This window comes from Streptomyces inhibens, assembly GCF_003389455.1.
In the GTDB taxonomy this organism is placed as follows: Bacteria; Actinomycetota; Actinomycetes; order Streptomycetales; family Streptomycetaceae; genus Streptomyces; species Streptomyces inhibens.
The window spans coordinates 1-22,091 of record NZ_QUAC01000136.1; the positions used below are offsets into that span (position 1 = coordinate 1).

13 protein-coding genes, 1 tRNA gene and 2 pseudogenes are annotated in these 22,091 nt (G+C 72.9%); 7 read left to right on the forward strand and 9 right to left on the reverse strand.

Annotation, left to right across the window (positions count from 1 at the left end; genetic code table 11):
• The 5 genes and pseudogenes from DY245_RS17310 to DY245_RS17330 all read left to right on the forward strand — a co-directional run.
• Window positions 1-381 (forward strand): annotated as a pseudogene (locus tag DY245_RS17310) (ATP-binding protein); the annotation flags it as partial.
• Window positions 371-820 carry a roadblock/LC7 domain-containing protein gene (locus tag DY245_RS17315; RefSeq protein WP_128508161.1) on the forward strand — a complete coding sequence of 150 codons (450 nt, stop codon included), beginning with the start codon at window positions 371-373 and terminating at the stop codon, window positions 818-820. The pseudogene DY245_RS17310 and the gene DY245_RS17315, both read left to right, overlap by 11 nt.
• Before the next feature lie 2 nt (window positions 821-822).
• Complete coding sequence (locus DY245_RS17320; protein ID WP_128508162.1) at window positions 823-1,221, forward strand: DUF742 domain-containing protein; 399 nt, start codon at window positions 823-825, stop codon at window positions 1,219-1,221.
• On the forward strand, window positions 1,199-1,819 hold the full coding sequence (locus DY245_RS17325) for a GTP-binding protein (protein WP_128508163.1): 621 nt from the start codon (window positions 1,199-1,201) through the stop codon (window positions 1,817-1,819). The genes DY245_RS17320 and DY245_RS17325 overlap by 23 nt, the downstream gene beginning before the upstream one ends.
• Window positions 1,816-2,421, forward strand: coding sequence for a GAF domain-containing protein (locus DY245_RS17330; protein ID WP_244943097.1), 606 nt, complete (start codon window positions 1,816-1,818; stop codon window positions 2,419-2,421). The genes DY245_RS17325 and DY245_RS17330 overlap by 4 nt, the downstream gene beginning before the upstream one ends.
• A 92-nt stretch (window positions 2,422-2,513) precedes the next feature.
• On the opposite strand, the gene DY245_RS17335 is transcribed toward DY245_RS17330, so the two are convergent.
• Together DY245_RS17335 and DY245_RS17340 are read right to left on the reverse strand one after the other, a co-directional pair.
• The gene (locus tag DY245_RS17335) at window positions 2,514-3,836 is read right to left on the reverse strand and encodes an acyl-CoA dehydrogenase family protein (protein ID WP_128508164.1); all 1,323 of its coding nucleotides are present in this window, start codon (window positions 3,834-3,836) and stop codon (window positions 2,514-2,516) included.
• Between the two features lie 300 nt (window positions 3,837-4,136).
• Window positions 4,137-7,340: an amidohydrolase family protein gene (locus DY245_RS17340; RefSeq protein ID WP_244943098.1), complete on the reverse strand. Its 3,204-nt coding sequence runs from the start codon at window positions 7,338-7,340 to the stop codon at window positions 4,137-4,139.
• A gap of 182 nt (window positions 7,341-7,522) precedes the next feature.
• Between DY245_RS17340 and DY245_RS17345 the strand changes: the two genes are divergently transcribed.
• Window positions 7,523-8,446, forward strand: coding sequence for an alpha/beta fold hydrolase (locus DY245_RS17345; RefSeq protein WP_128508166.1), 924 nt, complete (start codon window positions 7,523-7,525; stop codon window positions 8,444-8,446).
• Between the two features lie 44 nt (window positions 8,447-8,490).
• On the opposite strand, the gene DY245_RS17350 is transcribed toward DY245_RS17345, so the two are convergent.
• The 3 genes from DY245_RS17350 to DY245_RS17360 all read right to left on the reverse strand — a co-directional run bounded on the left by DY245_RS17350 (window position 8,491) and on the right by DY245_RS17360 (window position 10,641).
• Window positions 8,491-9,405, reverse strand: coding sequence for a transketolase family protein (locus DY245_RS17350; protein WP_128508167.1), 915 nt, complete (start codon window positions 9,403-9,405; stop codon window positions 8,491-8,493).
• A gap of 60 nt (window positions 9,406-9,465) precedes the next feature.
• Window positions 9,466-10,116, reverse strand: a complete 651-nt coding sequence (locus DY245_RS17355) for a transketolase (RefSeq protein WP_128508174.1) — start codon at window positions 10,114-10,116, stop codon at window positions 9,466-9,468.
• A 231-nt stretch (window positions 10,117-10,347) separates the two neighbouring features.
• A complete protein-coding gene (locus DY245_RS17360) occupies window positions 10,348-10,641 on the reverse strand; it encodes a YiaA/YiaB family inner membrane protein (protein WP_181923728.1) in 294 nt (97 codons plus the stop codon).
• Window positions 10,642-10,807: 166 nt separating this feature from the next.
• Between DY245_RS17360 and DY245_RS17365 the strand changes: the two genes are divergently transcribed.
• Window positions 10,808-10,881: transfer RNA gene (locus DY245_RS17365), tRNA-Pro, on the forward strand.
• A 1,543-nt stretch (window positions 10,882-12,424) separates the two neighbouring features.
• On the opposite strand, the pseudogene DY245_RS48285 reads toward DY245_RS17365, so the two are convergent.
• The 4 genes and pseudogenes from DY245_RS48285 to DY245_RS17390 form a co-directional block, all read right to left on the reverse strand.
• Window positions 12,425-14,208, reverse strand: a pseudogene (locus tag DY245_RS48285) (ATP-binding protein); the annotation flags it as partial.
• A gap of 186 nt (window positions 14,209-14,394) precedes the next feature.
• Window positions 14,395-15,660: an MFS transporter gene (locus DY245_RS17380; protein WP_128508171.1), complete on the reverse strand. Its 1,266-nt coding sequence runs from the start codon at window positions 15,658-15,660 to the stop codon at window positions 14,395-14,397.
• Window positions 15,654-21,689, reverse strand: coding sequence for a type I polyketide synthase (locus DY245_RS17385; RefSeq protein WP_128508172.1), 6,036 nt, complete (start codon window positions 21,687-21,689; stop codon window positions 15,654-15,656). The genes DY245_RS17380 and DY245_RS17385 overlap by 7 nt, the downstream gene beginning before the upstream one ends.
• Before the next feature lie 3 nt (window positions 21,690-21,692).
• A partial coding sequence (locus DY245_RS17390) for an acyl carrier protein (protein WP_244943099.1) occupies window positions 21,693-22,091 on the reverse strand: 399 nt, incomplete at its 5' end.

The window sequence follows — 22,091 nt, forward strand, 5'->3', positions numbered from 1 at the left end:
GCCCCCGCCGGCCGCCCCGCCGACCCCGGCCCGGTCGTGCTGCCGCCTCCGCCGCCGCCCGCCGTGGACAACGGTGCCCGCCCGCGGCTGCCCCGGCGGCGCAAGCAGACGCACCTCGTCCCCGAGCTGCGCGGCGACCCGATCCTGCCGTCCGCGACGCCCCGTACGGGCCCGGAGCCCGAGCACGACCCCGGTCTGATGGCTGCCTTCCGGCGCGGTTTCAGCCTCGCCGACGACAGCTACTCCGCCGGCACCAACGGCACCAGCCTGGCCCAGAGCGGCGACACCAGCAGCCTGGGCGGCAACGACCTGCTCTACGACCGTGACCACGACGCCCCGATGGCCCGCCCCCGAGGAGACGACCGCAACCATGGTGAGTGATGTGCGTGCGCAGGCACATTCGCAGCTGCAGGGAGGCCAGCACACCGATCTGTCCTGGCTGCTGACCGGGCTCGTACAGCGTGTGCCGCACGCCCGGAGCGCGCTCCTGCTGTCCTCGGACGGCCTTGTCAAGGCCGCCCATGGCTTCGACCCGGACAGCGCCGACCACATGGCGGCCCTGTCCTCCGGCCTGTACTCCCTCGCCCGCAGCGCCGGTGTGCGCTTCGGTGACGGCGACGACGTCCTACAGGTCGTCGTCGAGCTGGAATCCACCTTCCTGTTCGTCTCCACCGCCGGATCGGGCGCCTGTCTGGCCGTGCTCGCCGGGCGCGAAGCCGATGTGGCGGTGCTGGGCTACGAGATGTCGATGCTGGTCAAAAGCGTCCGCTCGTATCTGTCCACCCCCGCGCGTCAACAAGCGCCCGCGGGCGGTCGTTGACCATGACCGTGCGTCGCCGACGGCGGCAGGGCGGGGAACCGTGGTACGACGACGCGGCGGGCCGGCTGGTCCGCCCGTACACCATCAGCAACGGCCGGACCCGTCCGACGGCGCACTTCGACCTGCTGACCATGGTGATGGCCACCGGCCGCCGGCCCGTCGCCTGCCAGGGCCCCGACTACGCCCAGGTGCTGGGGCTGTGCGGCGGGCCCGTCTCGGTCGCCGAGATCGCCGCCCACATACGGCTGCCCGCCGTGGTCACCAAAGTGCTCCTCGCCGACCTCGTCGACTGCGGGGCGCTCACCGCGCGGGCCCCCGCGGCCGTTTCGGCAGGGGCCGCGTCCCGTACCGACCGAGCCCTGCTGGAGGCGGTGCTGAATGGACTTCGCAAACGACTGTGACCCCCGACCCCAGGGGGATCCCTCGCCCGACCTCTTTCCCGCCGCGCTCAAAATCCTGGTCGCGGGCGGTTTCGGGGTCGGCAAGACGACCTTCGTCGGAGCGGTGAGCGAGATCGAGCCGCTCAGTACGGAAGAGCTCCTCACCCAGATCAGCGTCGACACCGACGATCTGGCGGGCGTCGAGGACAAGAACACCACGACCGTCGCCATGGATTTCGGACGGATCACCCTCACCCCCGAGCACATCCTCTATCTCTTCGGGACGCCGGGGCAGCAGCGCTTCTGGTTCATGTGGGACGAGCTGTCCAACGGTGCGCTCGGTGCGGTCATCCTCGCCGATACCCGGCGCCTGGACCAGTGCTTCGCGGCCGTCGACTTCTTCGAGCGGCGCGGCATCCAATTCATCGTCGCCGTCAATGAGTTCGACGGCTCCTACCACTACGACCCGGACGAGGTCCGCAGTGCCATAGACCTCGATCCGGACATCCCCGTCGTGCTCTGCGACGCCCGCCGGTGCAGCTCGGCCACCCACATCCTGGTTTCGCTCGTCCAGCATCTGCTCACCCCTGCCCTCGCCGCGACCCCGGAGCTGCCATGAACCACCCCGCCTCCCGCGTCCCGTACATGTCCTTCGATCCGACGCGTCATCTGCTGATCACCCCTCAGGACGACGAGGCCCCGGCGCGTGCCGCCCGGCTGCGCGCCCTGGGTATCGGCGACTCCCCGCTGCCGGCCTTCGACGAGTTCGCGCGCAAGCTCGCCCGGACCACCCGGGCGCCGTATTCGATGGTCAATTTCATCGACGAGCGCCGGCAGTACTTCGCCGGTCTCTACACGCCCGCCCAGGACCAGGCCGTCGAGCTGGGACCGGCGCCCGCCAGCGCCCAGCCGGGCCGGGTGATGGACCGGGACCACGGCTACTGCCCGCATGTCATCGTCCGCCGCAAGGCCCTGGTCCTCGAAGACGTCTGCGACTATCCGCGGTTCGCCGGCAATCCCGTCGTCGACGAGATCGGTATCCGCTCCTACCTCGGCGCGCCGCTGATCGACCGTACGGGCATGGCGCTGGGCACCGTCTGCGTCGTGGATCTTGAACCGCGCCCCTGGGGGCGGGAGGGCCTGGAGACCATCAAGTCGATGGCCGCCGAACTCGTCGAGCAGATCCATCAGATGGAGCAGCGGCAGAGCGGCGTCTCCTGACCTGACCTGACCGCCCCGGGCCGGGCGGCAGGCCCGGAGCCGTGGCACCGGCGGGATGCCGGTGGCCGCGGCTCCGGGTCAGGGCCCGTCGCTCACCTCGGACGGGCGAATCGCGAGCGCTGGCGGGCCGGACCGGTGCGCTGGCCCGGCACCGTCGCCGTGGATGTCTCGCCCACCGCACCGGCCCCGTCGTCCGCCGTGGTGTCGTCCTCCTCCGGCCACTCCGACGGCTCCAGCCGCAGCAGATCGGCGAGCCGGGTGGACCACTCGCCCTTCGCCCGGCCCAGGGCGAGTTCGCCCAGCCGCAGCAGCTGGATGTCGGAGGTGCCGGCCGGCGCGAAGATGTGGTGGGCGTCGCGCAGGAAGCGCTCCACCGGCCGGTCGGTGAACAGCCCGCACGCGGCGTGGATGTCCATCGCATCGCGCGCCGACTCCAGCGCCGACTCCACATTGACCAGCTTGGCGTTCATCAACTCCGCATCGCACGGCAGCCCTTGGTCCAGCAGATGGACCGCGTGATACGCGGACAGGCGGGCCAGCAGCAGCCGTGACTGGATGCGTCCGAGCTTCAGCTTGATGTTGCCGAGGTCGGCCAGGGGTCTGCCGTAGCGCTGCCGTTCGGCGCAGAACTTCGTCGTCTCGTCCAGCACCGCCTGATGGATGCCCAGCGATACGGCGGTCAGATTCGGCCGGCCGTACAGCACGCTGGAGGAGTACGCCACGGACAGTCCGTCGCCCTCGCGGCCCAGCAGATTCGCCGCCGGGACCCGGCAGTTGTCGAAGAACAGCTCGCCGAAGCTGAAGCCGTGCAGGCCCATCGCGGGCTGCTGCGGCCCGACCCGGAAGCCGGGGCTGTCGGATTCGACGAGAAAGGCCGACAGGCCCTTGGAGCCCTCGCCGGTGCGGACGACCACACCGTGCAGATCGCCGACGTGGCTGTTGCCCACGTAAATCTTGTGGCCGTTGAGGACGTAATCGTCGCCGTCGCGGACCGCGGTGGAGGACATGCCCAGGACATGGCCGCCGGACTGCGGTTCGGTGACGGCGATGGTCGGCAGGCAGTCACCGGACGCTATGGCCGGCAGCCAGGTCTTCTTCTGCTCCTCGTTGCCGAAGTGGACGATCTTCGCGACGCCCAGCTGGGACGCCTGCACCATGGCGCCCATCGCGGCGCTGACCCGCGAGAGTTCCTCGATGATGAGGGTCTTGGCGACATGTCCGGCGCCCATTCCGCCGTAGGCGCGATGTACGGTCGCGCCGATCCATCCTTGGCGGGCGATCCGACGCGAAAGGTCGTGGCAAACGGTACGGCTCGCCTCCATCTCCGCGATCCGGGGGCGGACCTCGCGCTCGGCGAAGTCCCGCACCTGGTGCCGGAGTGCCTCATGTCGCTGGTCGGTGAAGTAGCGATGCAAGACGAGCCCTCCTTTGCGATCTTTGCCGCGCCGGTCGCGCCCCGTCTCGGGACGGCACCGGCGGTGCCGTCTGCGCTGAACGTTCCGGAACGTGATCTGTCCCTTACCGCGTGCAATACCCGTTGGCATACCTACTGCGGGGCGCATAAAACATCAACTGGGGGCATTCATGCGATGAGTTGAAGTGCGACGAATATTCGCACCACCCCCGTTCGGCGAACACATGTGGCGCGGTTCCCAGACCCTCGGAACCGCGCCACCCCCTGCCACCCCACCCCGCCGCGGTGAGGGCGCTGCGCGTCAGTGCGAGACGTCGCAGCAGGACTCACGGCGCTGCTGCCGGCCCACCTCCAGCCAGTCGGCATCGGACGACCGCAGTGCGCGGGTCGCGGGCGCGGGGAAGGAGCCGACCAGCTCACGCTGCTCGAAGAGCCGTCCGCCGCGCAGCACCGCCGAGGTCCGCACCAGCGCGTCGAAGTCCGTGAACGGATCGCCGTCCACCAAGGTCATATCGCCGAGCTTGCCGACCTCCAGCGTCCCCAGATCCCGCTCCGCGCCGAACACCCGGGCGGGCAGCGCGGTCGCGGTGCGCAGCGTCTGACTCACGCTGAGGCCGCCGCGGTGCAGCGCCCGCAGGCACAGATGCAGGGACAGTCCCACCGGCGTCAGCGGCTGGTCGGTGCCCAGCGCGACCAGCCCGCCGCCGGCCAACACCCGCCGGTAGACGCCGACTTCGGTCTCGATGTCGGCCAGCTGCGCCGGGGTGGGCCGATGTCCGGCGTTCTCCCGTACCACCGCGGTGTCCCACGGCGGCATCAGCCTCCCCACCCGCACATCGTCGGCCAGCGCCGGGTCGTCACCGAGCAGCGCGCCCGCCGAGAACGGGGTGGCGAGGAGGTGGAAGTCGGTGCCGGTGTAGACCTCCTCGACATCCTGGTAGGCGTGCCCGGAACTGGAGACGGCATGGCCGAACTCCATGCGCTGGGTCGCCTGCAAATGGGTCGTCAGGTCCTGTCCGAGCTGGGCGCCGGGGGTCAGCAGATGGCTCCCGGCCCGGACGCCGAGCCGCTCGTGGGCGAAGCGCGCGGCCTCCTCCATCACCCAGCCCGGCGCCCGTACGTACGTCTTGACGAAGTCCCAGTCCAGGGCCGCGCCGCGGGCCAGCGACCGCCGCAGCCCCTCGCGGGTGCGGTGCGCCCGCCCCATGCTGTACGCGACCCGCCCGCCGTCCAGCAGCTCCCCGCAGGTCAGCAGCCGCGGTCCGGCGAGCACACCGGCCGCCACGGCCTCGCGGATACGGGCCTGTTCATAGGAGAAGCCGCCGCAGGAGACCGCGGTGGTGATGCCGTACGCGAGCTGTAGCGCCGTCTGCCGGCCGCCGTAGGTCGTCTGCCACGGGTGGGTGTGCGCGTCCCACAGACCGGGCAGCACGGTCTGCCCGGAGGCATCCACCCGCCGGGCCGCGCCGGACCGGGCCGGGCGGTGCGGCTCCACGGCGGTGATCCGGCCGTCCCGCACCACCACATCGACGTCCTCGCGGACCTCCTCGCCGGTGCCGTCCCAGAACCTGCCCGCATGGACGACGGTGTCCCGGGCGCGCGAGGCGCGGTGTTCGAGGGACAGCGGCACGGTCCGCGCCGCGCCGCCGGACACCCCGATCAGCCGCAGCTTGCCCGCCGAGAGATAAAGGAGCGTGCCGGAGTCCCCGGACCACGACGGATGGTCGGCGCTCTCGTCGGACAGCTGCCGCGGCGCCCCGTCCGGCGTGCCGTCGGGCCGCACCGGCAGCACCCACAACGCGGACTCGGCGATCACCGCCATCCAGCGCCCGTCGGGCGACCACACGGGTCCGGAATCATAGCGGTCGGCGATCGAGACATGCTCGGCGACCGGGTACAGCCGGCCCTTCCCGGTCTCGGTGTCGAGGACCCGGATGACGTTGTAGCCCTCGCGGAAGCGGCGGTTGAGGCGGTTGCGGTCGCAGTACGCCAGATAGCGGCCGTCCGGTGACCAGCTGGGGCGGCCGGGCAGCCCGCCGGCGCCCATCGGCGCGGCCAGCACCCGCTCCGTCCCGTCGGACAGCGTCCGTACGACGAGATTTCCCGACATGTCGAGCGCGGCCAGCCGCCCGCCGTCCGGAGACAGCGCGGGCTGCACCCGGCCGCCGGTGGCCAGCACCGTCTCCTCGCCCGAGCCGAGGTCCCGGCGGCGCACCGCGAACAGCCCGTCCCGGTCGTCCGCGTAGAGCAGCGAACGCCCGTCGCGGGACCAGCTCGGCGCCAGGACATAGCGGGTGGCGTCGGCCCGGACGATTCTGCGCGGTGCGCCGCCACCCGAAGTGGGCGCCAGCCACAGGGAGTTGAGTGCCGCGAAGGCGACCCTGCGGCCGTCGGGGGAGAGCGCCGGCAGATGCACGCCGCGCACCGGCCCGGCCGCCGTCCGCTCGAAGCCGTAGTCCTTGACGCGGTAGCCGGGGCGGTCCAGCGGCAGCCGTGCGGTGAACGGGATGGTCTCGGACCGCTGCGGGGCATCGGCCTTGACGATCCGGAACTGCCCTCCGACCGTCAGCAGCAGCTCGTCCCGCGAGATCCAGCGCGGCGGCACCGGCTCCACATCGCCGTCGACCGCGACCCGCGCACCGTCCACCACCAGGGCGCAGGTGGGCCCCGGATAGTCCGTGGTCCGCAGATAGGCGAGCCGCCCGGCCGGAGACAGTGCCGGCACCATCACCTGGGCGGCGGCCGTCTCGGTGTGCTCGGTGCGCACCGCACCGTGCCCGTCGGCCGGCACCGAGGCGACCGTACGGGAGACCAGCGCGGCGCCCGCCACCTGCCCCCGTACGAAGGCGATCCGCGAGCCGTCCGCCGACCAGCAGGGGTCGAAGTCCTCCCAGGCGCCGTCCTGATGGGGCCCGTCCTGGCCGGGCAGCCCGGTCAGCCGCGTCAGCCGCCCGGTCTTCACCTCCAGTACCCAGATCCGGTACGGGCTGCCGGCCACCGCATCGCCGCCCCGCTCCGACGCGAAGGCGATCCGGGTCCCGTCGGGCGACCAGGCCGGCCCGCGGTCGTCCCACGGGCCGTCGGTCAGCTGCTGGAGGTCGGAGCCGTCGGTGCCCAGCGTCCACAGATGGAAGTTGCCGCCGCGGTAGGCGCAGACGGCGATCCGGTGGCCGTCGGGGGAGTGCACCGGGCGGGTGGGCTCCAGGTCGGGCGGGGTCAGCGCCACCGCGTCGCCGCCGGCCCGCGGCAGCGACCACAGGACGTTCTGGATCTCGGCGATCAATCGGTCGCCGGCCGGGGAGAGGGAGGCCGCGCCATTGGTGGCGGCCGTGAAGGAGAGCGCCGCCGCACCGGAGGCACCGGCCGCTTCGGCTAACGCCGGGGGCGCGGCGACCCCGGCCAGGCCCGCCGCGGCGGCGGCCGACGCGGTGCCCTGCAGAAATCTGCGGCGGGACAGCGGTGCGGGACGCAGTGGGGAGTGCTCAGAACGGTCCGTGGTGTCCAACGATCCTCCTGTGAAAGGGGGTTGCGGCACTGGCGCCGGGAAAGAACCGGCCGATCGTGTCATGTGGCGCCGATACCGGGCCATCCCCGCCACGCGCGCCCCATGGCGCACCGCCGCCCGGGAGGGAAGAGTGGGCGCCGACGACTCGTCAGCCACCGCCCCGGCAGTCAGGAGACGACGCCATGCAGGCCATGCAGCAGGACTTCCACCAGGCCCCGGACGGCGCCCGCATCGCCACCTACACCTGGCTCCCGGAGTCCGGCCACCCGCGCGCCCTGGTCCAGATCGCGCACGGTGCCGCGGAACACGGCAGGCGCTACGACCGCTTCGCCCGCTTCCTGACCGGGCACGGCTACGGCGTGATCGCCTCCGACCACCGTGGCCACGGCGCCACCGCGGCCTCCACCGGCGGCCGCGGCGTGGTCGGCGAGGACGCCTGGCGGGCGATCGTCACCGACCTCAAGGGCATCGGCAACCACGCGGCCGGCGCCCACCCCGGCGTCCCGCTGGTCCTGCTCGGCCACAGCATGGGCTCGATGCTGGCCCGCGACTACGCCCAGGAGTACGGCGCCGACCTGGCCGGACTGATCCTCACCGGCACCTTCCGGACTCTGCCGGGACTGGACATCGACGGCGCCGTCGGCGAGCTGGAGCAGGAGATCGCCGTACGCGGCCGCGAAACGCTCTCCGCCTTCATCCCGCGCAACTTCAGCTCCTTCAACGACGCCTTCACCCACCGCACCGGCTACGAGTGGCTCTCCCGTGACGCGGCCGAGGTGGACGTCTACGTCGCCGACGAGGACTGCGGTTTCCCGTTCTGCGCCGGCCTCGCCGTCGACTGGGTACGCGCCATCCGCAAGATCAACGACCCGGTCAACCTCGCCCGCATCCCGCGCGGACTGCCCGTCCATGTCGCCGTCGGCGACCTGGACCCGTGCAACCAGCGGATGACCCTGGTCCATGAACTCCTGGAGGACTTCCGGTACCTGGGCACCCGTGACCTCACCTGGAAGGCCTACCCCGAGGCCCGCCACGAGATCCTCAACGAGATCAACCGCGACGAGGTCCACGACGACCTGCTGGCCTGGCTCGACAAGCACATCTGAGGTGCCGCTCCGGACAGACCCTGGTGTCCGGTCCGTGCCGGGCCCTACTGCCCGGTCCGTGCCGGAACGAACCCGGCGATCCGCTCGCGCAGGCCGCGCGGGTCCAGGCCGTGCGCCGCCAGGTGCTCGTCGAGCTGTCCGAAACGGCGCAGCTCCTGGCGGCCGACGCCGAGCCCCAGCACCCGGTGCGGCCGGTCCTCCAGCGCCTCGTTGGCGAAGCGTGTCGAGGTCCCCGCCAGATAGGGCTCCACGATCACCACGTCCGCGGCATCGGCAGCCCCGGTCGCGGCGCGCAGCCCGGCGGCGTCGAAGGGCCGCACGGTCGTCGCGTACAGCACGGTCACATCCAGCCCCTCGGTTGCGGCGAGCACGTTGTCCAGCATCGGACCGACGGCGATCACGACCCCGCCGCGCCCCTCCCGCACGGTCCGGAAGCCCACCCCGTCCACCGGCCGTGGCGCGGCGTTGACCTGTACGGACAGCCGGACGTACACCTTGTCGTCACCGGCCGCCGCGGCGTGCCGCAGCAGCGTCTCGGCCTCGTCGGGGTGGCCGGGAACATGCACGGTCCAGCCGTCGAGCGTGTCGAGCAGGCCGATATCGCCGGGCGCCATATGGGTGAAGCCGCCGCTCGGCCAGTCGTAGGAGCCGCCGGCGCTCACCAGCACCCCGCCCACGCCCTGGTGGCCGAAGTCCAGCTTCACCTGCTCGAAGGGGCGCTCCACCAGGAAGCTGGCGAAGGTGTGCATGATCGGGCGGAGCCCGGTGAGCGCCAGCCCGCCGCCCACCCCGATCAGCAACTGCTCCCGGATGCCGACATTGACCACCCGCTCCGGATGCCGCCGGGCCGCCCCGGCAAAGCCGTCCACGCCGATGTCGGCGAGAACGACCGCCAGTCGCGGGTCCTCGTCCAGCAGCCGCGAGGTGACCGAGGCGAAACGCTCACGCATGGTGTCCATCACTGAAACCCTCTCGAAGTCTTGGTCGGTATACGGGGGGCGAACCCCGGAGCGCAGCGGTCAGGCGTTCTTGGGCTCGACGCGGGCGATCACCGCATGCGGACGGCCCGGGTGCGGCGCGTTGTAGGCCGCGTACAGCGCCTGGTGGTCGCGGCCGTCGACGGTGGCCACGGACCAGCCCGCGCTCTCGAAACGGGAGGCGATCCCGCCGCGCCATCCATGCGTGGCGGAGGAGTTGTCGATGACCAGGGTGTGCAGCCGGTCCAGACCCGCCGCGCCCGCGTAGGCCAGTGCCTCGTGGTTGCTGCCCTCGTCGAGTTCGGCGTCGCCGATCAGCACCCATACGGCCGGTCCCGGCCGGCCCTGTGCCCGCAGTCCGAGGGCGGTGCCGACGGCCAGTGGCAGTCCGTGCCCGAGTGACCCGCTGCCGATCTCGACGCCGGGCACCAGCTGCCGGTCGGGGTGGTGGCCGAGCGGCGAGTCGTACGAGCCGAAGCCCGGCAGCCAGTCGACGGGGAAGAAGCCCTTGGCGGCCAGCACCGCGTAGTAAGCCATCGGGCCGTGCCCCTTGGAGAGCAGAAAGCGGTCCCGCTCCGGGTCGGCGACGGTGCCGGGGGAGACCCGTAGCACCCGGTCGTAGAGGACCCAGAGGGCATCGAGCGTGGAGGTGGCGGCCGGGCCGTGCTTCTCATCGCCCGTCATCAGGCTCATCAGGGCCGGCAGTTCGGCGAATTCGATGGGGCGGCCGGTGTGCGTGGGGAGTGCCGCCGGAATGTCCGCGGCCACTTCTGTCGTCGATCCGGTCGCCGGTTCTGTCATCACGTGCGTCGTCGCGTGCGTCATACGACAGAGCCTGCAACCTCAAGCGCCCTTGAGGTCAAGCGTCGGGCCGCGGACCCGGAGATCCGCGGCCCGAGGTCGCCGGGGCCGGACCCCGCAGGGTCAGATCTGCCCCGGCTTGAAGACGTCCTGCTCGATGAGGAGCTTGTCGATCCGGGCCTTGTCCACCCGGTTCGTCACCTCCTCGACCTCCTGGCGGTCGCGTACGCACTTGGCCAGCGTGAACGCCGAGGACACCACAAAAACCAGGCCGAGGGCGAGAAACCCGCGCTCCCAGGGCCCCACCGGCATTTTGATGATCCCGATCATCAGTGCCGCCAGCGACAGCCCGAAGGAGACCGCGGCCTGCACGAAAAAGGCCGTCGTCGTCGGCCGCTGAATCGATGGAGTAGTCATGCGCGTAGCGTGGCGGCACGGTGACAGCGGCGCATGAGTACGGGTACTCATCCCGCCTGTCCCGTCGTCCGCGCCGGGGCGCCCGGATATGGCAGCACCCACCCTCTGACATGCGGTATTGTTCTCGTGCGCGGTCAACCGGGAACATCCCGGCCGGATCGGGCACCGGGACGTGGCGCAGCTTGGTAGCGCACTTGACTGGGGGTCAAGGGGTCGCAGGTTCAAATCCTGTCGTCCCGACTGGAGTTCGCTCCATTGTCGCAGGTCAGGGCCTTGTTTCACGAGAGTGGAGCAGGGCCCTTGACCGTTTTCCGGGCCTGCCTCTCGCGACTTCTCGCATCGCTAATGATCATGGTCGGCCGGCCCCGGGCCCCTACCGCACCCTGGCGTCCGGCCCCAGGAGTTCGGCGCACAGACGCGCCGCGGGCAGCCGCGGGTTCAGGTAGACGTGCTCGTTGCGCTGCTCCACCTCCGCGACCAGCGACCGCAGCGTGACCTGGGCGTCCGCCAGTCGGCCCGCCTGGTGCTGGGCCTGCGCGAGGAAGCCCAGGTGCAACGGGAGCCGTAACAGCGTCCTGGTGGTGCGCAGCACGGCGAGGGCCGCGCGGATCCGCGCGATCCCGGCGTTGCTGTCGCCGGTGTGCGCCGAGGCCCAGCCCAGGCAGATCTCCAGCATCGCCTTCCAGTACCGCAGCCCGGCCTCGGCCGCCACGTCCACGCCCAGCGCGCCGGCCCGCTCCGCCCGGTCGATGTCGCCCTCCAGGCCCGCCAGGACCGCATCCACGTAGAGCGCGAACGCGCGGTCGGAGGGCCGGCTGTCGCGGCCGGCCAGCGTGAGCAACTCCTCGCGGCGCTCCATCGCGGCCGCCCGATCGCCCAGCAGCCAGTGCGTGAATGCGTCGTAGGTCCGGCAGGAGACGCGGGGATCGTGTTGGAAGGCCTTCGCCAGCGTGCTGCCCTGACCGCTGCAGAAACGATCCGCCGCGCTGACGCCCCGCTCCAGCTCGACCAGCGCCGCCGGCAGCTGACCGCGCAGGTGCAGGACAATGCCCTGACCGTACGCGGCGCCGAGCACCGCCACCGGGTCCGGATCGCTCTTGGAGATCTCCCGCAGCCGACCGGAGAACGCCAGGGACTCCTCGTACCGCCCGGTGACCAGGTGCGCGGCGCACAGCGCCCACAGCACCGAGGGGCGGTCGGGCGTGCCCGTGACGGCGTTGAGCTCGCGGCTGCGGTTGAAGGCCACCTCCGCCTCGGCGTCGCCGTAGCCGCGGATGGTGGCCAGCACCTGTCCGAGCTGGATCTGCAGGCGCTGGTCGAGCTCCGGCGTGGTGCGGCAGTTCGCGGGCAGCTCGCGCAGCAGGCACATCGCCCGGCGCAGCCAGGTCTCGGCCTGCTCGTAGGCCAGCCGCTGCTCCGCCTGCTCGGCGGCGCGAAGCAGCGAGGGCAGCGCCTCCTTCGCCGGCAGCTCGCAGCCCGCCTCCCAGGCGTGGTGGGCGACCTGTTCGACGTCCTCCTCCGGCACGTAGGACCGGTCGAGCAGGGTGCGGGTGACCTGGGCGTGCAGCAGGGCGCGCTGGTCCTGGGCCAACTCCTCGTAGAGCGTCTCCTGGACCAGCGCGTGGGTGAAGTGCAGCCGGTCGGGATGCCGCGCGTCGGCGCGCAGCAACTGGGCCCGCACCGCCGACTCGACGGAGGCCTTGGTGGACCGGTCCTCGCCGGCGATCTCGTTCAGCAACTGCAGGTCGACGTCGGTGCCCAGCACGGCGCAGGTCCGCAGGGNTCGACGTCGGTGCCCAGCACGGCGCAGGTCCGCAGGGTTCGCAGCACCTTGGCGGGCAGCGTGGCGAACCGCTGGCGCAGCACCTCGCGTACCCCGGACGGGACCCGAGTGAACAGCAGGCGGGCGGCGTGCGGATCGTGCAGTCCCTTGGCGCCGCCCAGTAGCGAGAGCAGTTGGGAGACGAAGTACGGGTTGCCGTTGCTACGTTCGTACAGTGCGCTGGTCACGGCGGCGGCCACGCCCGAGCCCGCCTTGCTCCGCACGAGCGCGCCGACCTCCGCCTCGGACAGGCCGCCGAGCCGCAGCGGCTCGGTGCGCGGGTCGCGCAGTACCTCCCCGAGTTTCTGGGCCGGCATCGGATCGGTCCCGATGTCCGTGTCCCGGGCGGTCATCACGATGCCCAGCGGCCGGCCGTGCTGGCGGGTGGTGAGCAGCCGCAGCAGGTCCAGGGAGGGCGCGTCGGCCCAGTGCAGGTCCTCCAGCAGGAGCAGCAGCGGCCGCCGGTCGGCCAGCGCCAGCAGGACCTCGCAGACCGCGTCGTAGGTGCGGAAGCGTTCCTGGGCGCCGCCGCCCTCCGGCGACTGCTGCTCGGCGCTGGGCAGCAGTTCGGGAATCAGCGGCGCCAGCGAGGCGCCGAAGCGCGCGGAGGCGGCGCCGAAGGCCTCGGGGTGCTGCGCCGACAGCTGACGCAGCACCTCGGCCCACGGCCAGTACGGCGGGACTCCCTGGCCGGCGAAACAGTGGCCCCACACCACGTCCGGTTCCCGGTTCTTCAACGGCGCGGCGAGTTCCAGCAGCAACTGGGTCTTGCCGATCCCCGCCTCGCCGAGGACCGCCGCCACGCGCCCTTCGCCGCCGACGGTGTCGGTCACCAGTGAGCGCAGTTCGAGCAGTTCGCCCTCCCGCCCGGCGAACCCGCGGGGCCTCGGCGTCTCGGCGAAGGCGGGCAGAGCCGGGGCGCGCTCATGGACGCAGGCCGGCTCGGCCTCGCCGGGCGGGCTGCCGGCGTGCTCCAGCTCCTGGCGGAGGATCGCGCCGTGCAGGTCCTGGAGCTCCTCGCTGGCGGTGACGCCGAGCTCCTCCAGCAGGCTGGTGCGGGTGCGTTCGTAGGCGAAGAGTGCTTCGGCCTGCCGGCCGAGCCGGTACAGCGCGGTCATCAGCTGCCCCACGAGGCGCTCGCGCAGCGGGTACTTGCCCGCTTCGCGCTCCAACTCGGCCACGACCGCCTCGGGTTGCCGCAGCATCAGGCAGGCGTCGGCCCGGGTCTCCACAGCGGTGAGCCGGACCTGCTCCAGGCGGGCGCCCTCCCCGGCCAGTGGCCCATACTCGGTCAGATCGGCGTACGGCGTGCCGCGCCACAGTGCCAGCGCCTCGGTGAGCACTGCGCGGGCGGCGGGTAACTCGCGATCGCGCTGGAGCCGGCGGCCCCGGGCGACCAGCTGCTCGAAGCGATAGGTGTCGACCTGGTTCTCGTCCAGCTCCAGCACGTAGCCGGAGGCGACGTGCCGCACCAGCTTCTCCGAGCCGCTCGGCGCGGCCTTAGGCGTCAGCGCGGTGCGCAGGTGGGAGACGTAGCTCTGCAGCGAGGCCTTGGCATGCTGGGGCGGGCGCTCGCCCCACAGCTCCTCGACCAGCTGGCCGGTGGAGACGGTCTGGCCCAGCCGGATCAGCAGCAGACCGAGCAGCGCGCGGCGCCGCGGCGGACCCAGCGGCAGTTCGCGGTCGCCGAGCTGCGCCGCCATCGCCCCGAACACGCGCAGCTGAAGGCCGCCGGACTGAGACATACGCCCCCCACGATCGCCGCCCCCGGTCAGCGGCGAGACGCGTCGTCACCGCCTTTTGGATCATGGCACATGGTCGAGGAGTATCCAACAGGCGCGCAGCGTATCCGTCTCGAAGTTGGAGGGATCGCTTCAAGCAAATAACACGTGGACCGCAGGCTGGTAAAGGGGGTTGGGAGTGAGCCGGACTCAGCTCGGCTCGGTGGCGGTGGCGGAAGCCGTGGCTGGGTCGGCGGTGGGCGCCGGGGAGTCCCTCCGCGCGGACGGCCGCAGCGAGCCGCACAGGAACAGTGCGGTGCCGACGAGCTGCAGCACGACGATGGCCGTCAGCGGCGTCTGGGTGCCGAACGCCTGGAAGGAGACCCCGATGCCGACCAGCCCCATCGTCCCGCCCAGCAGCGTGGCGGTCATGATGCCGGACAGCACCAGGGTGCGCAGCTCCGGGGGGATCCGCAGCAGCCGGACGGCCGCCGCTGGTCCGTTGGTCAGGCCGTTGAAGACGCCGGAGAGCGCGAGCACGAGGAGCAGGCCCCACTGCGGGAGACCGAGGGCCAGCGGAACCAGAGCGAGCGCCTGCAGCAGCTTGCCGGCCGTCGCCAGCCACAGGGCGCTGACGCGGCGCAGGCAGAGGGTGGCCAGCAGGCTGCCGACCAGCGCGCCACCGCCGAACGCCGCGAGCAGCACGCCCACCATGCCCACGCTGCTGTGGAACCGCAGCTGGACGAGCAGCGGGACAGCCGCGAAGAGCGCCTGCCAGGCCGACTCGGTCAGTAGCGTGCCCACCGTCCAGTACCGCAGCAGCCGGTCGCGGCGCAGTACGGCCAGCCCCTCGCGCGTTCTGCCGCGGATCGCGGCGCCGCCCTCGCGCGGCAGGACCGGCACCGCCCAGCGCACCAGGGCCGCCGCCACCAGGAAGGAGGCGGCGTCGAGCAGCAGGACGCCGGGCGCGCCCAGCAACAGGATCAGTGCCGAGGCGGCCGGCGGTCCCAGCAGCACAGCGGTCCGGGTGGCACTCTGCAGCAGCGAGCCCGACCGGGCCAGTGTGCGTTCGTCCTCGCCCAGCACCCCGGCCAGCACGGCCTGCTGGCTGGCCAGGTAGGGGGCGAAAAAGGTGCCGATGCCGAAGACCAGTACGAGCAGCAGGGGCAGCGGAAGCGCTCCCAGCGCGTACAGGACGGGCACCAGCGCGGTGAGCACGGCCCGGCAGAGGTCGGAGAGGATCATCCACCGTCGGGCGCCGACGCGGCCCGCCCAACTCCCCGCCGCCAGACCGAAGATCGCTACGGGGGCGAACTGGGCGGCCATCACCCAGCTCATCTGGGACGGCGAGCCCGTGCTGGTCAGCACGAACCAGGGCAGCGCCACCGCGCTGAGCTGGGAGCCGGTGAGTGAGACCACCTCGGCGACCAGCAGCGCGGCGACGCCACGGCCGGGTGGCCTGCGGCTTGTCAACATGCGCCCGCCACTTGGGGGCCCGCCGGTTGGTCGAGCGGCGCGGCCCGGGTCAGCTCCTCGTCGATGGCCTCGGCCAGGCGGTGGACGTGCTCGCGGTCCAGCACCGTCCAGTGATCGCCGCCCGTCGGCCTGACCCGCAGGCCGGCGGGGTAGAGCGGTGCCAACCGCTCGCCCAGCGCGGCAAGTTGCGGCGGAGTCAGGCCGGTCTTGAGCAGCACCGCTGGGCAGGGCACCGGGCGCGGACGGTACTTCAGCATCGCGCGGATGCCGGCGTTGTGGACCCGGACGAAGTCCGGCGCTCCGTCGACCTGTCCGGCGGCGGCGCTCGCGGTCAGCGCGATGGTCCTGCCCAGGCCGGTGCCGCGTCGACTGCCCAGGCTGGCCTGCAGGTGGTACCAGAGGTTGCGGGTCAGGTGCGCGGGCACCGTGCCGACCGGCCGCCCGTTGGTGTTCGGCAGTACGCCGTCGACGCAGACCAGCAACTCCACCTTCTCGCCCAGTCGGTGGAGCTGGCGGACCATCTCGTGGGCCACCATCGCACCGACCGACCACCCGCCGAGCACATAGGGACCGTGCGGACGGACCTGCCGGATCGCCGCGAGATGCCGGGCCGCCAGCTCCTGGAAGCTGCGCGGCGGCCTGCTGCCGTCGTAGAGACCCGGGGAGTCGACGCCGTAGAAGGGCTGGTCCTCGCCCAGCAGGTGCGCCAGCTCGCGGTAGCACAGGGAACTACCGGCGGCCGGCGCGACGAAGAAGACCGGAGCCCTGCTACCGGTGGTGCGGAAGGCCAGCAGAGTGGGCGGGGTGGCGGTGGCCGTCCGTTCGCCGGCCGGGGCGCCGGTGGCGGACGGCTCCGGGCGCAGCAGCCGGACCGCCGAGAGGAGTTGCCCGAAGGTGGGAGTCGCCACGAAGGAGGACATCGGCAGGCGCAGGCCCAGGCGCTCGTGCAGCTGGGAGAGGAAGTAGACGGCCATCAGAGACTCCCCGCCCAGGCCGAAGAAGTCGTCGTCCTGGGCGGCCCTCGGCAGCCCCAGGACCTCGCACCACAGCTGCGCCAACGCCGCTTCCGTGTCGTCGGGTCGAGTAGGGCTGTCGGCGGTACTGTCCTGTCGGGGACCGGCCGCGTTCGTCGGCTCGCCGTTTCCGCCGGTGCCGACCGTACCGACGGCCTCGGCGAGGTCCGCCGCGCGCGAGGTTCCCCCGGACACCCGGAAGACTGCGGGCAGGCCCGGTCGGCCGACCAACGAGGGCAGCCAGCCCAGGTGTTCGGCGTCGAGCCGAGGGACCCGCAGGTGGCGCCAGGGCGGGTGCGCGGCGCCGTCCGGCGGGTCGAGCCGGCGGCGGGCGTCGGTGGCCCGCCAGGTGTCGGCCGGATCGGGATCCTGGCTCACCACCCAGGCGGGACGGACCTGCTTCACGGCCTGAAGCCGCTCCCACAGCTCCGCGGTCGCCTGCGGCGTGGCCGAGTTCGCCAGGAAGACCACCGCATCGGGCGCGGCGTCCGGCAGTTGACGGAGCAGCCCGGCGGCCGCCGGCGCGCCCGGGTCCGCAGGGTCCGCGTCGGACGAGGGGGAGGACTCCCGCAACCCGGCCAGGATCAGCGAGTGGTCGGTGTCCGCCGCGGCCGGCAGCACCACCGGCTCGGCGAAGCCTGTCTCGCTCAGGGCCCGTCGCCAGGAGCCGGTGTCCAGGTGGATCGACTCCCGGCGCAGGTCGTCGTCGAAGTCCCACCACCCGGGCGCCAGGCTGTTGAGCAGGTCGTGCCAGAGCGGGATGCGGGTCAACTCCACCATGCACAGCAGCCCGTCGTTCCGCAGCAGCCGCCCCAGACGGTCCAACGCGGGCCGCACCTGGGGCGCCACGTGCACCACGTTGTAGGCGACCACGAGGTCGAAGGTCCCCGGGGCGAGTCCCTGTCCGACCGGGTCCCTGGTGATGTCGAAGGGGCTGAACCGCAAGCCGGACAGGCCCAGTTCGTCGGCGCGGGCGGCCGCCTTGCGGACCAGCAGCGGGCTGACGTCGGTGAAGTGGTAGTCGACCTTGCCGCGGTCCGCCCACTGCTCCAGCAGGCGCCAGGTGAACCCACCGTGACCACCGCCGACTTCCAGCACCCGCACCGGCCCACGGCGGTCGGCACAGACCGAACGCACGGCCGCCACCATGGCGTTCAGGCACGACTCGGCGTCGTAGACGGCCAGCTGGTTGTCCCGCAGGCGCTTGCGCAGCAGCGTCTCGTCCCCGCCGGGCCACAGCACCGAGACCGGCTCACGCCGACCGGTGAAGACCTCCGGGAGGGCCTCGGCGACCTCGTCCAGCATCAGCCGCAGGCCCGGGACTTCGGACAGCTCGCCGCCCCGCTCCAGGGCGGCGGCCAGTCGCGGCGCCAGCTGCTCGGTGACCACAAAGCCGTCCGCCCGGGCCGAGAGCCACTCCTCGGCCGCCAGCGTCCGCAGGAAGAAGTCGACCACGCCCGGCAGCCGGTTCTCGGGGTCGATTCGCCGACGCAGTTCGTCCCCGTCGATCTCGCCGCCGGCGGTCAGCCGCGCCGCGCCGTGGACGAAGCGGGCGATCAGGCCGGCGCAGTAGGCGTTGAGGTGTGCGTTGAGCTCCGGGCGCTGGGACAACCGCGCCGTGGCGCCCTGCCAGTCCAGCGTGTCGGCCAACTCCTCGGCCATGACCCGGCCGTCAGTGGTGGGGCCGGCGTCGACGGTGGCGAAGGCGCCGATCGCGAGACCGTCGGCCGCGAGGTCGGCGGCCAGCGTGGCGGCGGCCGGGTCGGCGCCCAGCAGCGCCAGCACCGGCTGCTTGGACACCGGGGGCGAGGCCGTGCCGTCCGGCAGCGCGCAGGGTCCGTGAGACCACCACTGCCCGTGCCGCCAGGCGTAGAGCGCGGAGTCGGTCGAGGTCACCGGCGGGAGCTCGGGGAACTCGCCGGGGCCCGGGTCGAGGACGCACACCGAACCGGCGCCGCCTCCGCGTTGGCGGTGTTCGGCCCAGGCCGTCAGCGGACCCGCGCCGGCCGCGCCGGGGAACCGGGACGCGTCGCGAGCGATGACGGCCAGCCTCGCGCCGGCGGCCGCCGCGCGGTCGGCCAGCGCGTCCAGCCGGTCCACGAACGCCTCGTCGGCCGGCCTCGCGCACTCGACCACCACCAGCGGATCGGCCCCCGCCTGCTCCGGGAACCGACGCAACACGGCGTCCAGCGCCGTGACGTCGCACGGGAGCGGTGCCTGAGCCGGAGCCGGCAGCACGGTCGCCGCGGCGGTGTGCAGCGCCCTGAGGAACGGACCCCGGTGCCAAGGGCCCGGCTCGCCGAGCACGATGACCAGATCGTGCCGTCCCGCCTCCGCCGCCGGCTGCTGCACCCAGCGCTCGAACACCGGTCCCGTCTCGGCCCTCGGCGCGGCCGACCGCGCGACGGCGCGCTGCCGTTGAGCGGCCTTCGGCGCCGCATCCTCGCACTCCCGTGGCTCCAGCGGGTGCGCGGGCAGTGCGCACGCGCGCGCCGCCGGTTCGGTGGCGAGCTCGTCCAACGGCACCGGGAGACCGCGCTGCCAGAGTTCGCCCAGGGCCTGGAGCAGGGTGGCGCGCTCCTGCTCCGGTGAGTGGCCGAGCAGCGGGAGCGAGAGCAGCGCCGGGTCCCACCGGGCATGGCGGCGCAGCCCTCGGGAGAGCGAGGCGCCGGGGCCCAGTTCGACGAAGACGTCGCAGCCGTCCGCCAGCAGCGTGCCGTAACCCGCTGTCAACCGCACGGTCCCGCGCAGCTGGTCGGCCCAGTAGTCCGGGTCGCCGACGCGCTCGGCCCGCATCCAGTCACCGGTGAGGTTGGAGACCAACCGGTGCCCGGGGGCCTGGGCGTTGATCGCCGCCACCGCCTGCCGCAGCGGTTCGACGGCGGGTTCCATCAGGGGGGAGTGGAAGGCCCGTTCGGTGGCCAGCAGCCGGCCGCCGATCCCGCGCTCGCGCAGCGACTCGTGCAGCGCCTCGATCCGGTCCGCCTCGCCCGACAGCACCGCGTGATCGGTGGTGTCCACCGCCCAGGAAAGCGACGGCTCGGCGCGGAGCAGTGCGGCCACCTCGTCCCGCGGCAGCGGCAGGGCCAGCATCCGGCCCGGAGCGGTCGCCCGCATGGCCCGGCCGCGCTCCCGGATCAGGGAGAGCGCGTCCGGCAGCTGCCAGACTCCGGCGCAGGTCGCCGCCACGTACTCGCCCAGGCTGTGCCCCAGCATTGCGTCCGGCGTCACGCCCCAGGCCTGGAACTGCTGGGCGAGCGCGTAGCCGAGGACGAACAGGCCCAGTTGCTGATGCTCCGTGTCGGTGGTCCAGCGGGCGTCGGCGTCGGGGTCGAGCAGGGTGTTCAGCTCGACGCCGAACCGCCGGCCGACGAGGTCCGCCGCCTCCTCGAATACCTCCCGGAACCGCGGAAGCAGCTCGTGGGCGGCTCGCCCGACGCCGGGCCGCAGCGAGCCCTGCCCGGGGAAGAGGAACGCCACCCGGCCATCGCCACGTGCCTGGGACGCGGTGGCGTCGCCGCGCAACGCCGCGGCCAGCTGGCCCGGGTCGGTGGCCTGGAGCGCCACGCGGTGCGGGTGGAGCCGGCGCCCGGCCGCCAGCGTCCGGGCCACGTCGTCCAGCCGGGGCGCGGTCTCGCCGCTCAGCAACTGGGCGGTGTTCTCGCGCAGTTCGGCCAGCGCCGCGGGTGTCGCCGCCGACAGGCCAAAGACCCGCGGCATGGACCTGGGCGCGGGACGGTCCTCCAGGGGCGGCGCCTCCAGCACCGCGTGCGCATTGGTGCCGCCCATGCCGAAGGAGCTGACCGAGGCGAGCAGCGGGCCCTCGGCGGGCAGCGCGCGCCGCTCCGCGCAGATCCTGAACGGGGTTTCCGCCAACCGCATTTCGGGGTTGGCGGCCCGGTAGTGCAGGGTCGGCACCAGCTCGCGGTGATGCAGCATCAGCGCGGTCTTGATCAGGCCGGCCACCCCGGAGGCCGCACCGGTGTGCCCGAGGTTGCTTTTGACCGAGCCGAGCCAGCAGCGCTCGGCCGGCTCGCCGGTGCCCTCGAAGGCCGCGGCGAGGGCGCCCACCTCGATCGGGTCGCCGACCCGGGTTCCGGTGCCGTGCGCCTCAACGTGGCGGATGTCGCGCGGATCGACGTCCGCCTGCGCCATGGCCAGCAGGATCACGTCGCGCTGCCCGGCGAAGGCCGGTGTGGTGAACCCGATCTTCTCGCTGCCGTCGTTGTTGACGGCCGAGCCCCGGATCACGGCGACCACCCGGTCGCCGTCACGCACCGCGTCCGCCAGCCGCTTGAGGACGACGACGCCGGCGCCGCTGCTCGTCACGGTGCCGGTGGCGTCCGCGTCGAACGGCCGGCAGCGGCCGTCCCGGGAGAGGATGTGACCCTCCTGGTAGAGATAACCCCTGGTCTGCGGCAGCCACAGCGCCACGCCGCCCGCGAGCGCCGCGTCGCACTCGTAGGCGAGCAGGCTGCGGCAGGCGGTGTGCACGGCCACCAGGGAGGTGGAGCAGGCGGACTGCACGGTGATGGCCGGCCCGCGCAGGCCCAGCTTGTAGGCCACCCGGGTGGCCAGGTAGTCCTTCTCCCGGCCGAGCAGCCGGCCCAGGACGTCACCACCGTCGTCCTGCGGGGGCGGGGCGGCGTCGCAGCCGGCGAAGGCGCCGATCCAGCCCGCGAAGCGCCGCGGATCGATGCCCGCGTCGTCCAGCGCGGTGGCGGCACATTCGAGGAAGACCCGCTGCTGTGGATCGATCCGGGCCGCCTCGGCACGGCTGTAGCCGAAGAAGACCCAGTCGAACCGGTCGCCTGCTCCCAGCACACCGCGGGCCGGCACGTAGTCGGGCCGGCGCGCCAGGTCGGGGGCGACCCCGGCGGCACGCAGCTCGTCCGTGCCGAAGCGGCTGATGCTGTCGGTGCCCGCCCGCAGGTTGGCCCAGTACCGCGCGGTGTCGTGTGCGCCGGGGAAGCGGCAGGAAAGCCCGACGATCGCGATCGTGTCCTCGTCGCTCATCGGTCACCGAACCTTTCGATCACGCAGCGGCGGACGGTTCTGCCGGGCCCGGGCGGCCCGTTGCCGGAAGCTCTCGTCGGCGGGGGCGGCGCCGGGGGCGGCGGCGCCGGTGCGCTGCCCAGCCAGGAAGTCCGCGAGGGAGGCGACCGTGGGGTGCTCGAACATGCGCCGCATCGGCAGCTCGACCCCCAGCGCCGTCTGCAGTCGGCTGTGCAGGGTGGAGAGCAGCAGTGAGTTGCCGCCCAGGTCGAAGAAGTTGTCCTGGTGGCCCACCGACGGCACGGACAGCACCTCGGACCAGACCGCGGCGATGCGCCGGGCCACCTCTCCCGCCGCAGCGGCGGGGCGGGCGGCAGGGCGGGTGTCCGGGCGGTCGACGGCGGGGGCGGCGGCCCACGGCCG